The organism is Aporhodopirellula sallentina SM41 (assembly GCF_000346505.1).
GTDB lineage: Bacteria > Planctomycetota > Planctomycetia > Pirellulales > Pirellulaceae > Rhodopirellula > Rhodopirellula sallentina.
Genome location: NZ_ANOH01000485.1, coordinates 1 through 15,174, shown reverse-complemented (window position 1 = coordinate 15,174; position 15,174 = coordinate 1). Strand labels below are relative to the sequence as shown.

Genomic DNA, 15,174 nt, shown 5'->3' with positions numbered 1-15,174 from the left:
GTGCCCCAGCATGCAACCAAAACGCCGCGTCGCCAACAAAACGGGCGCGTGGATGACCGCGGAAGCCCTGTTGTGGTTCCCGCAGGTTCGCTCGACCGTTCCTTTGGTCAGCACCAACGCCGCCGGCACCCTGCCTGAGTTGGATCTCGGTGCCGCGACAGCATTCGGCGGACAAGACGCCTTCGGTGGTGACTTGCAAGCCGGCTTCCGCCTCGACGGTGGCGTCATGCTCAGCGAAGACTTCGGCATGGGCGGCCGTTTCTGGATGCTCGGCGAAGCAGAAGACAGCTACAGTGCGAGCGGCGACGGAACGACCGGTTCGATCGGTATCCCGTTCTTCGATTCCGACCTCGTTGCTGATCAAGAAAACTCGATCCTGGTCGCGTACAGCGACGGAACGGGCGGCGGCGACACCGACTTCCAAGGCAACATCAACGTTGAATCCACTTTGGAAATGTACGGTGCGGAAGGCTACGGCCGACTCCGATTGCTCGGCGGTAAAGGTTACCGCAGCGATTTCATCGGCGGTTTCTCGCACTTCGGAATCGAAGAGAGCCTCACGCTGGCCGCAACCGCGACGCAAACCGAAATCGGTGCCGGTCAAGGCGACGTGTATACCTTCAACGACGACATCACCGCAGAAAACGAATTCTTCGGCGGTCAAATCGGTTTCTTGACCACGGTGGGCCGCGGTGCCTGGACCCTGACGGCATTGACCAAAGTGCACTTGGGTAACATGGACCAAACCTGGACCAGCAACGGTTCACGTGGCCGTACCGGATTCGCAGATCAAGCCGGTGGCATCTTCGCCAACAACGCAGAACAGTCGATCGAGCAAAGCAACTTCAGCTTCGCTCCTGAAGCCAACATCAAACTCGCATACAAATTGCGACCCCACGTTAGCTTCTCGGTTGGGTACTCATTCATCATGTGGGACGACGTCTTGCTGGTCGGTGACAACCTGAACCGCAACATCAACTCCGGATACTTGGTTCTCGACGGTGCCGGTGCAGTGGATCCTGCCGAACGCCCAACGTTCGAAGGCCTCGAGACCGATTCACTCTTCGTCCACGGTGTGGACTTGGGTTGCGTCATCCAGTTCTGATCGAGCCGAACCACCCTAGGCGAGATGGTTTTGCCGGGTGAAATCCGGCTCTGATATAGTCCGGATCACCGAGACGGTTTTTGCTCGGCTCTCGATGAACTGAAACGATGTCACGACAGCGTGGCAGAGCTCAACGGCTCTGCCACGCTGTTTTTATAGATAGATGTAGCTTTTCAAAGCGTTCCTATAGAAAACCAGCCAAGGTCGCCCGACTTCGGTTGCCTGATCTCTGGCTAATGCAGCAACAGCGATCGAACACGTCACGTCAATTTTTTCTGCTTGCAACGCACCGCACCAATTTGCTACCGACCACGTTGCGGCGTTCTATCGTGCTCGAAACGACCGCCACCGTCCGACTCGCGACTTTGTGGAAAACGGAAACATGAACCAACACCAAACGAACCGCTCGTGCACCACGCTTCTGGGAAATGCCGGTACCCGTTGGGGGCTGTTCGTGGTGGCCATTTTGTTCACCGTTCCTGCCTCGGCGCAGATCACCGCACCGAGAGTGCTATCCGCCGAAACCGACTCCACGGCCCGGCTCGAAGAACGACTCATCAATCGCCTCCACGCCACGACCGACACACAGGCGGAGTACATCCGCTACATCGTGCAGCTCGTCGAGCAAGAAAAGCTCGAACTACGCCTCGTTGTCGCGATCGAGCAGTATGCGATTCGCCGCAACCGACGCTACGCGTTCCCGTTCTTCGAGCGGGCACTTCGCTACGAAGCAGCCAAGCGAGGCGTCGCACTGACTTCGGTCCGCCACTTCCAATCAACAGCGAACCCGATTCGGCAAACCTCGTCGACAACCATTCGCTAACACAAGCTCACTGTTGCTGATGCGACGGCCGCAGCGAAAGCCGCCGACGGTTTGTCGATTTAATCAAGAGTCAACCTGTTTCGTTTAACCGGTAGCCGTAGGCGACGCTTGACGGAACACAACCTACCCTTCGGGCACGGGTTAAACGAAAATTGAACGGTATTGACGTTAAACGAATAAATCAACAGCCCGCCGAGACTTTCGGCGATTCACGAGCCACCTAAAAAGCTCTCGGCGATTTTCGCCACCCTCAGATCAACTCGCCGCAGATCGCTCAACCACCAACCACGCGATTTATCCCGCGGCGGCAGCTTGGTCAGACAACAAAAAAATGCGACGGTCGTCTCGAGACAACCGCCGCATCTTTCGTAAACAGAATCTGATGAAACAATCGACCTGATTAGAACTCGTCGACTTGCTCTTTCATCGCACGGGTTCCGAGAGCACCCCACAAGCCAAACGGGCTTTCGCGGCCAACCTGAGGCCGCGTGTTGTAGTTGCCTGCTTCGATCGAGTCCGTGATGAAGCGAACGGCGCCATCACCCATGCAAACGTGTGCGCCACCTTGGTGACGGCTGCCGACGGTGGAGAGGCCTTGAGCCTTGTCACGCCCTCGCACGCATGAGGGTTTGTTCGGCGGCAGGATCGTCTGCACCGAGGTGTACAGCAACCTTCCGTCGCCCCACACGAACCCACGTGCCGATTTGCCGGCGCTGTTGGCACACTGCGTGCCCGCGGTGAAGAACTTCGGACGCTGAGCATCTACCAGGTCCAAACAAACCTGGACGTTCCAATCGCTCGCGCTGATCAGACTGTCGTTCACCAAGTGGGCAACGTTCGCGTTGACTTCGTTCGCACCGAGGCTGGTTGCGATTTCGCCGGCCATGATTGTGTTGGACAGCCCGTCGAGGACGTCACGAAAACGCGTCGAATGGCGGGTCCAGAACATTCCACGGTTGGTTCCGCGTGCTTCGACTGCCGCGCTGGAGTCGTCGCTGAGGCTAACGCCGTCCATACCGCAGTTGTCGTCATCGGGACCTTCGTAGAAGCCACGCTCGTTACGGCCCCCGTTGTTGGTCAGACGCATGTGATCGCCGATGCACGCCCCGTAATTGCTCCGGCCGTTTGCAGGCAACCCAAACCCCGGGTCGCTCGGGCAGCGGAACGCGGGAATATCGGTCATCCAAGGAGTGAACGATTGATCCCAAGGTTGCGGCCCCATCGGTTGAAACTGAGTCCCGTCGGAGTCGACTCCCGAGACAATGTTTTCCCAAATCGCCTGCTGCTCCACGAACGGAGTGATCGCAACCAGCCAACTCAGATACAAACGAGCCGTGGACTGGCTCGCATTGGCGGGCGCGAACGCGGTTTCAGCGGATCCGCAACCTTGCTGCGGCAATTGATTGAACGCGGCGTGATAGTTGTGGACCGCCAATCCGATCTGCTTGAAGTTATTGCTGCAACTCATACGGCGTGCAGCCTCACGCGCCGCCTGAACCGCAGGCAACAGGAGCCCGACGAGCACCCCGATGATCGCAATCACGACCAAGAGTTCGACCAGGGTAAAACCGGACGCCGGTCTTTTCTGTTTAAGAATGTTTCGCTTTTTCATGTTTGAATTCTTCAAATGACGTGAAAGGAAAGACGAGTTCATCTCGCCTAAAAAATGCATGAGGGAAAAAGGATCACTCATTCATGTAGGCTTCGTATTCTTCGTTGGCGATACGCAGCGCTTCCGCCTCTTCAGCGGATAGCTCATCGGTTTCGACCACGGAGGGTTGCGATCCGCCGCACCCAACGACGCAAGCACCAACAATGAACAGTGGGAGGACAAGCAACCATGATTTCAACACGTTCAGCACACCTATTCGGATCAAAGGAAATAAATGGAACGACGCACGCCTTGATGGCGACGCCCCCCCCGCAAGGACTTGTTGATAGCCAGCATGTGCGCCTTGCGGAGCGGTTTGTTTCACGCTAACGTTGGTTTCGAGCTACCGAACCTATAGAAGTCCCTGGCCAAAGCTCATTTCTCGCATCCAATTTTCGAATTTCCACAAAAAAGATTTGTGTTACCGAGAATTGGACAGCCCCTAGAGAAGTGAAGCGCGGCCTCGCACGCCCTTGAAAAGGCGTGTGTCCCCAAACCAATAGGTGAAACGCTCATGATTTCTTCTCGCTCTCAATCACGCGTCTCTTTATCCCGCCGGCGGTTCCTCGGTGGGGTCGCAGTCGGCGCAGCCACGGCCGCAACCGCCCGGACCACGCGAGCCGATTCGGCCCTGTCCGAAGTCCGCATCGGTATTCTCGGTGCCGGCGGAAAAGGCAGCCAACTGGCGTCCTACGTAGACAAAACACCAGGTGCCAAGGTGGTGATGGTGGCCGATCCCGACATCGGCCGCGCTCGCAAAACAGCGGACCTGTATCAAGCGAAAGCGGTCAAAGACCTGCGGCACGTCTTGGAATCCCCGGACGTCGACGCGGTTGTGATCGCGACCTGCGACCACTGGCATTGCCTCGCAGCAATTTGGGCGATCGAAGCCGGCAAGGACGTCTACGTCGAAAAACCGCTCGGCCACAATCAGTGGGAAGGCCGCCAAGTCGTCAACGCAGCCACCAAGCACCAACGCATCGTGCAGTTGGGGACTCAGCAACGCAGCGATGCGATCCAGTCACAAATCCGCGACTTCTTGCATAACGAGAAGGGACTCGGCGAGATCCAGTATGTTCAGGCCAACCGTCTCGGGCTGCGTGGCCCGATAGGAAAACGCCCCAGCCCGCTAGCGTTCCCCAGCAACGTCGATCGCGAACTTTGGTTTGGCCCGGCAGCGATCGAGCCGATCTATCGCAACCAGTTGCACTACGATTGGCACTGGGATTGGAACACCGGCACCGGCGAAATGGGCAACTGGGGCGTCCACATCATCGATGACGTGCGGAACGTCGCCTATCAGGATGCGATCGATTTGCCGGACCGCATCACCGTTGCCGGCGGCCGGGTGGGATGGAACGACGCGGGGCAAACGCCCAACGTTCATTTCGCATTGTTGGAAACCAAAACCTTCCCAACGATGATCACGCTCAGCAACCTACCAACGCAGCCGGGGAAAAAAGGGGCCTGGGACATTACTAGCACCCCGACACCCGGCGAGTGGCCTGAGAACGCTCCCGGCAGCGGCTACGTCATCGTTTGCGAAGGTGGCTACTACCTCGGCCAACGCGGCAGCGGTCGGGCGGTCGACAAAACCGGAAACGTCATCCGGCAGTTCCATGACGACGCCAACATCATTGCGGTGCACATGCAAAACTTCGTCGATGCCGTCCGATCGCGCGACGCAGGTGCACTCAACGCACCGATCGAAAACGGCCATTTCAGCACCGGATGGTGCAACCTCGCCAACGTCGCGTTTCGTGCCGGCGGAGAATTCTCGCGAGACGACCTCGAACCGGAAACCACTGTTGCCCCCTGGAACCGGCTGGTCGCCAACACGCTCGGCTGCCTCCGCGAGTTCGGGGGTAACCCGGAATCGCTGCGGTCCTGCCCGACGCTGCATCACGATGTCGCCACGGAAAGATTCGTCGGAGAAAACGCCGCACGAGCCAACCAATTCCTGCGGCGGGAATATCGCCGCGGGTATGAGATCCCCATGATGTCGTGATTCCAGCCGATTTTGACGAAAACCCCGCCCGGAGCTCGAAAAAGGCGCGAAGAACTCGCGCCTGGCCGGGAATTTAACTGAAGGTGCTGCGCGATCGGTTTGACCGATCCCGATTTCCCGCACCGGCGTGCGAACGCGGTGGATGTTCGGCGAACAAACGTCGGCTCTGCCGGTCGCGCCGGACCGGGAACAGCCCCCGACGATTTGACTTCAATCAGCCCACCTTGCCCCCCAAAGGTGACCGCCGTCGACACCCAAAAATCACAAGACGAATTCGTTTCTCTGCTTGCGTCCATCACAACGCAGTTGATGTCGTATATTCGCATTCTCACGTTTAACAATCGCGAGGACACGGAAGAAGTCTTTCAACGGACCTGTTTGATCCTGTGGCAAAAGTTCGACCAGTACGACCAAAACGGAAACTTCGGCGGTTGGGCTTGCCGGATGGCGTACTACGAAGTTTTGAAACACCGCGATGCGAGAAGAAAAATTAAGTTGTTGAGTGATTCAGCGATCGAGTCACTCGCCGACGCGGCCATGCCGATCGCGGAACAATGGAGTCATCGACGGCACGCGTTATCAGACTGCATCGAGACCCTCGAAACCAACCAAGCCGAGATCATCAAACAGCGATACTTCGAAGGAAAGAAGGTGAAAGAGATCGCCCAAGGACACGCCCGGTCGACTCATTCGATCTACCGCGAACTCAGTCGTGTGCATGGCATGTTGATGCGATGCGTCGAACTGCGATTGCAAGAGGGATTATCATGAACAACGACTCCAAAGAATGCTTCGAACTGCGTCGCCTGATCATCGCCGCGCAGGCGGGAGAAATTTCCGAGGACGACGCCGAGCAACTCGACGCGTTGATCCTTCGTCCGGGAGGAGCCGAGATCGCCGCGGCACTGCTCGATCAATTATCATCTCTCGAGGATGTGACGTCGTTAAATGTCCGCAGTAGTTTCTGCAGTTCAAACGGCCCTCGCGGTGATGCCTTTGGAGATGCCTGCAGCGTAACGGACGAGCAAAACGCCTCGCCCGACCCGGTCATCACACCAGCCTCCTCGGCCTCGCCGTCGGCAGTAACATCGCCGGCAACCCCGCTGGCAACATCGCCAACGACATCGGTCGCGTCAAAGCATCACATCCCGGCATGGTTGGTTGCAACGGGCGCCGCCGTGCTGTTGATGTCACACCTTTCCATTGGTGCATTGTCGTGGTCGTTGGCTCAGAAAGAAGCGACAACAGAAAACACGGCCGCGACGTTGGCCGAACCGGTTCCGTCGACCACACTGGACGTAGCTGGCGCGCAGCAACAGCAACCCGCCGGAACCAATCCGCCGCGTGATGCGAAGTCTTATTTGGTTTCAACAACCGCCTGCGTGTGGTTCCCGTCGATGTCAACGATGCCGCGGGTCGGACAATCCGTGCAAACCGGTGAAATGCTGAGCCTCGTCGAAGGGATTGCCGAATTGGGCGTGGGGCCGTCTGGCAACGATCGCGTTCGAATTGAAGGCCCCGCGAGCGTCTACATTCAACCCGACGGAAAATTGTCGCTGCAGTCGGGCGCATTGACCGCCGACATCGCCGACGGCACGCCCGAAGGATTGGTCGTCAAAACACCAATCGGCACGGTGAAAGCATCGAGCGGTGCGTCGGCGGGATTGGTCGTGAACCTCGATTCGGTTGAACTCCACGTCTTTCGCGGACGCGTCGCGATCGCGGCCAAAGACTATCATGCAGGTAAAACTCCGATCGAACTGGTGGCCGGCGAAGCAGTTCGTTTCACGATCGACGCTCGCGGCGAACTGGAGATCATCTTCCAAGACGCATCGGCGAACGAGTTTGCTTCGGCACGGAGCATGGGGTTCGACCCACTGAACATTGGCGATGCGTACATCAATGCGGTCAAGAAATCAGACCCTGCAATCTATTGGCGGTTCGAAAACACGACAACGGATTTTCCACGGCGAATCGTCAATCACGGGAGCCTTGGCGGGTTCGACGCTACCATTCACGGGGACGTGCACTGGCGGCGTTACGCATCCAACCGCGTGGCCGAGTTCGGTCTATCCGACACCCCATCGGTCATCGTGTCGGCAAAACCATGGCCGGCCAAACCGCTGTCGGATTACACGATCGAACTGTGGATGAAACCCACATGTTTTCATCACGGTACCGCGTTCTGTTTGACCAAAGACAATCCGGAAACCAACAACGGATACGACCACGGACTGCTCTTCGAAGTGGGAGCCCGTCACTGGTCGACGCTCCAACACCTCAAACCAAACCGAGTCCGCTTTGTCCATCGAACGCCCATTTCAAACCAATACCAAGCCGGCACGTATTTGCTGTCGCGTGATGTATACAAGGTGCGGACATGGCAACACTGGGTCATGCGAAAACAGGGCGGGTCAATCACGTTGACGGTCGATGGCGAAGTGGTCGACGAGAACGAAGACCCCACTGACTTGACCCCCGGTCTGAATCTCGTGATCGGTCAATTGTATCCGACACTCAGCCAGCGTCCCTTCATTGGGCAAATCGATGAAGTCGCGGTGTACGAACGCTTTCTTCCTGACGCCGAATTGCTCGAGCATTTCCAGGCCGCGAACCAACGACCGTCGATCAAACCGACCTCCCGTGCGGCGATTTCTCTCTATGAGCCGTATCCACGCGAATCGGTTTGGTAAGGCCTAACGAGAGCAGCAAGTCTATACAGGCAAAGAGGTTAAAATCCGTCACCGGCGGTTGAATCATCACGCGCCCCCGGCACATGATTAGTGTAAGGTTAACCCTGAACAACGCGTTCCCCACCTTCCACCAATCATCATGCAGTCGCTCGCGAGTGCATGCCCCGCCCGCCTATGAATCGAAACGCCTTCTTCGCGACGTGCATCGTCGCGTTCTCGCTGACGTCTGCCTTCGCGAACGAATCGGCTGAATCAACGGTCGAGTTCAACCGCGACATTCGCCCGATTCTCAGTGACAACTGCTTTTACTGTCACGGGTTCGATGAGGCTCACCGGGAGGCCGGTTTGCGTTTGGATACGTTCGAAGGCGCGACCGAATTCGATACCGTGATCCCAGGCGATCCGGACGAATCCGAACTCGTTCGACGCATCTTCAGCGATGATCCTGACGAGGTCATGCCTCCGCCGGATTCTGAAAAAACGCTCACCGCGGAAGAGCGAGACCTGATCATACGTTGGATCCGCCAAGGTGCTCAGTACCAACAACACTGGGCATGGAAACCACTGCATCGGCCCGATGTTCCCAAAGAAGGTCTCGAAGTCGTCGAAGGAAACACCAGCGGCGCGTCGCATTCCGCAACCAACCCGGTCGACGCGTTCCTGCAACAGGCCTGGGACACCGCCGGGATCGAACCGACCGCAACAGCGACGCCCCGTGAGTTGCTGCGTAGACTGAGTTTCGATCTACGCGGTCTGCCTCCGTCGATCGAGGATGTCGAGCAACTGCGGGCCGATCCGAGCGAAGAGAACTTCCTGCGTTTCCGCGACCGATGGATGAACGAGTTGCCCTATGCCGAACATCAAGCCGTCCGCTGGCTCGACCTCGTTCGATGGGCGGACACGAGTGGATTCGTCAGCGACGAGCCGATCGATTCCGGGGCCTATCGACGTTGGGTGATTGAATCATTCCGTGACAACATGCCGTTCGATCAGTTCTCCACCGCACAACTCGCCGGCGACCTGCTACCCAATCCATCCGACGACGACCTCATCGCCTCGGGATACAACCGAATCGTCAACACGAATTGCGAGGCGGGCGCAATCGAAGCCGAGCAGTTGTACAAACTCAAAGGCGAACACGTTCGCGCGTTGGGCACCGTTTGGCTGGGGTTAACCACCGGCTGCGCCGAATGCCACGACCACAAATTTGACCCGATCCTGGCGAAAGACTACTACAGCCTCGCTGCGTTCTTCGATGACTTGGTCGAGGCGGGTGTGTACACGCCGGGCGACCGTCGCGAACCTCTCCATTACGTTTACGAAGCCCCGACAAAATCACAATCCGACAAAGACATCCAGGACGCGATCGCGTCGCTGAAGAACCGAATTGCGGCGACTGACGCGTCCGACATGTCCCAGTGGGAAAGCGATATTCGTTCGCAACTGGGCAACTCATCCGACCGGCAAGACTTCGTTTGGGTACCGTCCGCTCTGCCTGCCGTGCGAGTCCTCGAAGGTGAGTTCGATCTAGCTGAATTCGATAACCAAACGGTGCGAGAAACACGCGCCGCAGACGGAGAACTGCAACGCCATCACGCCGCCGAATTCATGACCGGCTACTTCAAAGCCAACTCGGTCAAAACCGACTCCGCTAAAGACGCGTGGTACGTCGACCTCTGGATCGACGAGCAAGATCGGCCTGAAATGCTCGGCATCCAAATCTCACACGGCGACTACGGGCGTCTCGGTTGGCGAACGGCCAACTACGAAACGTACTACTGGGGCGAAGATTCCTCGGACACTCTCGATCAAAAACAACCGTGGAACGACCCGGCACGCGTCAAACGAATCGGTGACCTACCGAAGGAGTCCGGGTGGGTGCGTTTGCAGGTTCCGCTGAAAGACCGAATCTCGCCGGTCGGAGGCCAGGACTTCGCCGCCGTCGGTATGGCTTGGTTGCACACCGGCGGGCACGTGAGATGGGGAAACAGCGGTTTGCATCTCCGCACGGACAAAAAGACCATGTTGGTTCTAGGCGAAACCGCGATGCGGAAATGGTGGGACGAACCATACAACCGGCAGGTCTACGAACGACGGTTCGAGTATGTCGCCAAGGCGGTGAAGACGAACGCATCGAAACGAAACGAATTGCAAACCGAGGTCGCGTTAGCCGCGTTCGGCGACGCGTCCAGGCCAGACCTGATGGCAGAACTGCGACGATACGAATCCCGGTTGGGTCGCCTGCGTTCCCAGGCATTGCCAGTCCTAGTATCCAAACGTTCCGACTCTCGGAAAACCACACGTTTGCTCCATCGCGGCGACTACTTAGACGAGACGGGACCGATCGTTTCCCCCGCCGTTCCGGAGTTTTTCAACAACCCGATCGAATCCGATCTTCCGACACGACTGGATCTCGCGAATTGGCTCTTCGGCGACGAGAACCCGTTGACCGCACGAGTTTACGTCAATCGTCTTTGGCATCAATTCTTTGGACGTGGGCTGAGCAACACGCTCGACGACTCGGGCACGCAAGGCGAGTGGCCGTCCAATCACGAGCTGCTCGATTGGCTCGCGTGTGAGTTTCGAGACAGCGGCTGGGATCGCGATCACATGGTCCAATTGCTGACATCCTCGCGAGCGTATCGTTTGAGTTCGACGCCGACCGAAACGCAATTACAAAACGATCCAGACAACCGTTTGCACGCTCGCGGTAGCCGATTCCGTCTCCCCGCCGAAACGATCCGCGACACCGCTCTGCAAGCCGCAGGGTTGTTGACGTTGACCAATGCAATTCCGACACGCAGCGTTTTCCCCTACCAACCGAGTCCGTACTGGACGACGTCGGACAAGGTCATGTTCGGCAGTCGTCACCTGGCATGGAACACTTCCCGTGAGCAGACACAATACGCACGGAGCATGTACACGTTTTGGAAACGCCAAAACATCCACCCGACCATGCTCGCGTTCGACGCTCCCACCCGCCAAGAATGCACCGCCAAGCGAAACATCACCAACACTCCGGGGCAAGCCCTCGCGTTGCTAAACGATCCGATCTTTGTTGAGGCGGCCCGTGCTTTTGCATCGCGAATCATTCAGAAGTCCGAATCGGATTCCGATCGGCTCGATCATGCCTTCGCGGTCGCACTGCAACGCCCGATTCACGACGACGAACGAGTCGTGTTGTTGCAACTTCTGTCGACACAACTCGAGGTTTTCACAGAAAGCCCTGACGACGCGAATGCACTGATCACGATCGGGCAGTCCCCCACGCCTGCTGACGTCTCCCCAACAGAATTGGCGGCATGGACGGTGGTGACGCGTGTGATTTTGAACCTTCATGAATTCCTGAATCGAACCTAAGTAATGAAGCACGCATTGATGAATCCATCACCGGCAATGCAAGCGATGTTGCAAACGACACGTCGCCACTTCTTTGGTCGCGCTGCCACCGGCCTCGGTGCCGCGGCACTCAGCAGCGTTTTGGAACGCCAAACCGTCGACGCCTCGCAACCGCAGTTCCCCAATCATCCGGCCAAAGCCAAACGGGTGATCTACCTGTACATGTCGGGCGGACCGAGCCAATTCGAAACGTTCGATGACAAACCGATGCTCCGCGAACTCAACGGGAAACCGATCCCGAAATCGCTGACCGAAGGAGTCAAACTCGCGTTTTTGCAGTACGAAGCGTTGAAGTGTTTCGGCACCGACATCAAATTCCAAAAATGTGGAGAGTCCGGACAGTCGATCTCCGACGTGTTGCCTCACCTGCAAAAAGTTGCCGACGACCTATGCGTGATCCGGACGCTGCAGACCGATCAGGTTAACCATGACCCGGCACACACGTTCATGAACACCGGATTCGGAATCGCGGGGCGTCCCAGCATGGGATCGTGGCTGTCATACGGCCTCGGTTCGGAAGCAGCCGATTTGCCGGATTTTGTCGTCATGCGAAGCGGACCGCTCGGTCAACCGATTCCAACGACTGCGTGGCACAACGGGTTCTTGCCTGGCAAACACCAAGGCGTTGAATTCTACGGCAGTGAACAACCGCTGAACTATTTGAAATCACCATCGGGCATCGACCGAGCAACGCAGGCACGCAGCATCGAATCGATCGCGGCCCTCAACCGGATGCACTACGACCAATCCATCGACGAGGAAGTCCTCACTCGAATTGACCAGTACGAACTCGCGTTCCAAATGCAAACGAGCGTTCCGGACCTCGCGAACTTCGCGTCAGAAACCACGGCGACGCGTGAGTTGTACGGCGTGGGCGACAAACCCGATGGCAGTTTCGCATCGAATTGTTTGATGGCCCGGCGAATGGCCGAAGGTGGCGTTCGGTTCATTCAGTTGTACCACACCGGATGGGATCATCACGGCGGCGTGGTCAAGGGAGTCAAGAGTCGCGCTAAAGAAGTCGACCAGGGCTGCGCGGCGTTGATCGAAGACCTCAAACAACGCGGCATGCTCGACGACACATTGGTCATTTGGGGCGGCGAGTTCGGCCGCACCCCGATGTCACAAGGAGGCAGTGGACGCGACCACCATACCAAGAGCGGCGCGATGTGGATGGCCGGTGGCGGGATCAACGCGGGCACGAGCTATGGCGAAACCGACGATTTCGGATTCACCGCATCCATCGATCCGTTTCATGTGCACGACTTCCACGCCACCGTGTTGCACCTGATGGGCATCAATCATAAACGATTGACCTACCGCCACCAAGGTTTTGACTTCCGCCTGACCAATGTGCACGGGAACGTGATCGAACCTTTGCTGGGATAGCCCGGCCGTCTTCAGTCGACCTGTGGAACTCCCGTTGCGTTTGGATCACGACCGCAGCAGCTGATGATACGTGCCGCAAAGTTTGCGTGCCCCGTCGCGCCAAGATATGCTCGGCAGGACGCCCGCACCCTCCCCACTTTCGCGAGTATTCTTTATGTCGAATTGGCACCGCACCTCCATGCGTCTCTTGCTGACTCTCGTCCTGGCGATGCTGTTTCATGCCCCATCCACGCACGCGGAACAGTCAGATCCGCAGCGTCCCAATTTCGTTTTCTTACTTGTCGACGATCTCGGTTGGGGAGACTTTGGATGCTACGGTTCGCAATTCCATGAAACGCCTCACATTGACGCGTTGGCAGAACAGGGAATGAAGTTCGATAACGCCTACGCCGCCTGTGCGGTCTGTTCGCCGAGTCGAGCGGCGATCCTCACGGGATGTTATCCGGCGCGGCTGCGATTAACCGATTGGATCACCGGGCACAAACGTCCTTATGCCAAACTCGCGGTGCCAGATTGGAAGATGAAGATCGATCACGAACGTGTTCTGCTGCCCGAGGCACTCAAAGAAGCCGGCTATGCGACGGGCTTTTTTGGAAAATGGCATTTGATGCCGATCGGGCAAGACGACTTTGCAGATCACTACCCGACCGACCACGGTTTCGACGTCAACGTCGGCGGACGGGAATGGGGTCAACCCAAGGGGCCAGGCAAGTATTTCTCACCTTTCGGTGTTCCCAATTTGGATAATGGGAAGCCAAGTGATTTCCTTACCGATCGTTTGACCGACTCGGCGGTTGACTTTCTCGAGTCGACTCCCCGCGAGCAACCTTTCCTGCTGTATCTTTCGTACTACACACTTCACGGCCCGATCATGTCACCGCCGGAACTCGTTCAGAAGTACAAAGAGAAAGCCAAAACCTTCAAAAACGAAAACAACGAGCATCTCGATCCGGCGCGTGCCGGGATGGTCGAACGGCTCGACGCGAGCGTGGGACGTCTGGCTGAAACACTCCGCAAACTCGACCTTGCCGACAACACCGTAGTGATTCTGACCGGTGACAACGGAGGGAATTTCGCGGGAACGTCCGGCGGCCTGCGCGACTTCAAGGGCTTCTCACACGAAGGGGGCACACGCGAACCGTTGATCGTCCGATGGCCCGGCGTGACCGAGGAAGGTTCGGTCTGCAGCGAACCAGTCATCGGCACAGATTTCTATCCGACCATGCTCGAGATCGCTGATCTGCCGGCCCGTCCGGATCAACACCAAGACGGAGTCAGCATCGTCAGCCTGCTGCGTGGCGATACCTCGACCCTCGAACGCGACGCCTTGTATTGGCACTACCCGCACTACCATCGAACCGATCCGTACGGAGCCATTCGAAAGGGCGACTGGAAACTGATCGAGTTCTTTGAAAACGGCGAACTCGAACTCTACAACCTCGCCGACGATCCGGCCGAAGAGAACAACCTCGCGAAAACACAACCCGAACGGGCCGAGCGGATGTTGCAGGCGATGCGTCAATGGAGGAAGAGCACAGACGCACAAATGATGACCGACAATCCGAACCATCGCCCCAATCAAGCCGACCAACGCGCGAGACCTCAACGGGCAAAGAAGACTGCCCGAAGCAAGGCGGGTTGATTGATCCACTTGCAATGCAGCGGATCTGTTTAGCGTGTCACTTCGAACGTGTAGTTGATCACGCGGTTGCCTTCTTGTTCGATCGCACGCAGTAGCAACCGTTTTCCGATGAGATTCTTCCCTTCGGCCCAATCGATATTGCGTTCCGCGGTCTCGTTTGGCGCCACGGCGAGCACACGACGTTCGTACTGCCGATCACTGCCCGCAAAGAGCAAACAGTCAAAGTTTGCGTTGCGTCGTGTGTGATTGGTCATCTCGATCTTGACCCGCAGACGTTCCCCGATCATGCGTGTCGAGACAACGAGATCGAACCCTTCCGGGCCGACTTCGAGTTCGCGATAAACACGGATCGTGGTCGGAGGGTTGGTGGCAAATTGGACCGAGATCGGCAGTTCGAACTTACCAATCGTCGCGTTGTTCCCGAGGATGATCGAAAAGTCGGTCTGTCCCCTTTCAAAAGGATT

10 protein-coding genes and 1 pseudogene are annotated in these 15,174 nt (G+C 57.4%); 8 read left to right on the top strand and 3 right to left on the bottom strand.

The annotated features are described in order from the left end of the window. The coding region (locus RSSM_RS31015; RefSeq protein ID WP_044304138.1) for a BBP7 family outer membrane beta-barrel protein at positions 1-1,105 on the top strand (1,105 nt) is incomplete at its 5' end. A gap of 382 nt (positions 1,106-1,487) precedes the next feature. Then, positions 1,488-1,928: a hypothetical protein gene (locus RSSM_RS31010; RefSeq protein WP_201767248.1), complete on the top strand. Its 441-nt coding sequence runs from the start codon at positions 1,488-1,490 to the stop codon at positions 1,926-1,928. A 400-nt stretch (positions 1,929-2,328) separates the two neighbouring features. Here RSSM_RS31010 and RSSM_RS31005 read toward each other — a convergent pair whose 3' ends face one another. Next, positions 2,329-3,540, bottom strand: a complete 1,212-nt coding sequence (locus RSSM_RS31005; protein WP_044304136.1) for a DUF1559 domain-containing protein — start codon at positions 3,538-3,540, stop codon at positions 2,329-2,331. A 73-nt stretch (positions 3,541-3,613) separates the two neighbouring features. Further along, complete coding sequence (locus RSSM_RS34225) at positions 3,614-3,766, bottom strand: hypothetical protein (RefSeq protein ID WP_173403201.1); 153 nt, start codon at positions 3,764-3,766, stop codon at positions 3,614-3,616. A gap of 327 nt (positions 3,767-4,093) precedes the next feature. Here RSSM_RS34225 and RSSM_RS31000 point away from each other — a divergent pair, with 327 nt between their 5' ends. The 6 genes from RSSM_RS31000 to RSSM_RS30975 all read left to right on the top strand — a co-directional run bounded on the left by RSSM_RS31000 (position 4,094) and on the right by RSSM_RS30975 (position 14,710). Continuing rightward, the gene (locus RSSM_RS31000; RefSeq protein WP_008689409.1) at positions 4,094-5,587 is read left to right on the top strand and encodes a Gfo/Idh/MocA family protein; all 1,494 of its coding nucleotides are present in this window, start codon (positions 4,094-4,096) and stop codon (positions 5,585-5,587) included. 99 nt (positions 5,588-5,686) lie between these two features. Further along, positions 5,687-6,358 carry a sigma-70 family RNA polymerase sigma factor gene (locus RSSM_RS30995; protein WP_008689406.1) on the top strand — a complete coding sequence of 224 codons (672 nt, stop codon included), beginning with the start codon at positions 5,687-5,689 and terminating at the stop codon, positions 6,356-6,358. Next, positions 6,355-8,280 carry a LamG domain-containing protein gene (locus RSSM_RS30990; RefSeq protein WP_008689404.1) on the top strand — a complete coding sequence of 642 codons (1,926 nt, stop codon included), beginning with the start codon at positions 6,355-6,357 and terminating at the stop codon, positions 8,278-8,280. The genes RSSM_RS30995 and RSSM_RS30990 overlap by 4 nt, the downstream gene beginning before the upstream one ends. Positions 8,281-8,454: 174 nt before the next feature. After that, the gene (locus tag RSSM_RS30985) at positions 8,455-11,640 is read left to right on the top strand and encodes a PSD1 and planctomycete cytochrome C domain-containing protein (RefSeq protein WP_008689403.1); all 3,186 of its coding nucleotides are present in this window, start codon (positions 8,455-8,457) and stop codon (positions 11,638-11,640) included. A 3-nt stretch (positions 11,641-11,643) separates the two neighbouring features. Continuing rightward, positions 11,644-13,068: a DUF1501 domain-containing protein gene (locus RSSM_RS30980; protein WP_008689401.1), complete on the top strand. Its 1,425-nt coding sequence runs from the start codon at positions 11,644-11,646 to the stop codon at positions 13,066-13,068. Positions 13,069-13,222: 154 nt separating this feature from the next. Next, a complete protein-coding gene (locus RSSM_RS30975; protein WP_008689400.1) occupies positions 13,223-14,710 on the top strand; it encodes a sulfatase in 1,488 nt (495 codons plus the stop codon). 29 nt (positions 14,711-14,739) lie between these two features. On the opposite strand, the pseudogene RSSM_RS30970 reads toward RSSM_RS30975, so the two are convergent. Beyond that, positions 14,740-15,174, bottom strand: a pseudogene (locus tag RSSM_RS30970) (hypothetical protein); the annotation flags it as partial.

What these genes read in the sequence shown, in the direction of transcription:
- RSSM_RS31010 (WP_201767248.1), top strand. Translation starts at nt 1,488, where the DNA reads ATGAACCAACACCAAACGAACCGCTCGTGCACCACGCTTCTGGGAAAT.
- RSSM_RS31005 (WP_044304136.1), bottom strand. Translation starts at nt 3,540, where the DNA reads ATGAAAAAGCGAAACATTCTTAAACAGAAAAGACCGGCGTCCGGTTTT.
- RSSM_RS31000 (WP_008689409.1), top strand. Translation starts at nt 4,094, where the DNA reads ATGATTTCTTCTCGCTCTCAATCACGCGTCTCTTTATCCCGCCGGCGG.
- RSSM_RS30990 (WP_008689404.1), top strand. Translation starts at nt 6,355, where the DNA reads ATGAACAACGACTCCAAAGAATGCTTCGAACTGCGTCGCCTGATCATC.
- RSSM_RS30985 (WP_008689403.1), top strand. Translation starts at nt 8,455, where the DNA reads ATGAATCGAAACGCCTTCTTCGCGACGTGCATCGTCGCGTTCTCGCTG.
- RSSM_RS30980 (WP_008689401.1), top strand. Translation starts at nt 11,644, where the DNA reads ATGAAGCACGCATTGATGAATCCATCACCGGCAATGCAAGCGATGTTG.
- RSSM_RS30975 (WP_008689400.1), top strand. Translation starts at nt 13,223, where the DNA reads ATGTCGAATTGGCACCGCACCTCCATGCGTCTCTTGCTGACTCTCGTC.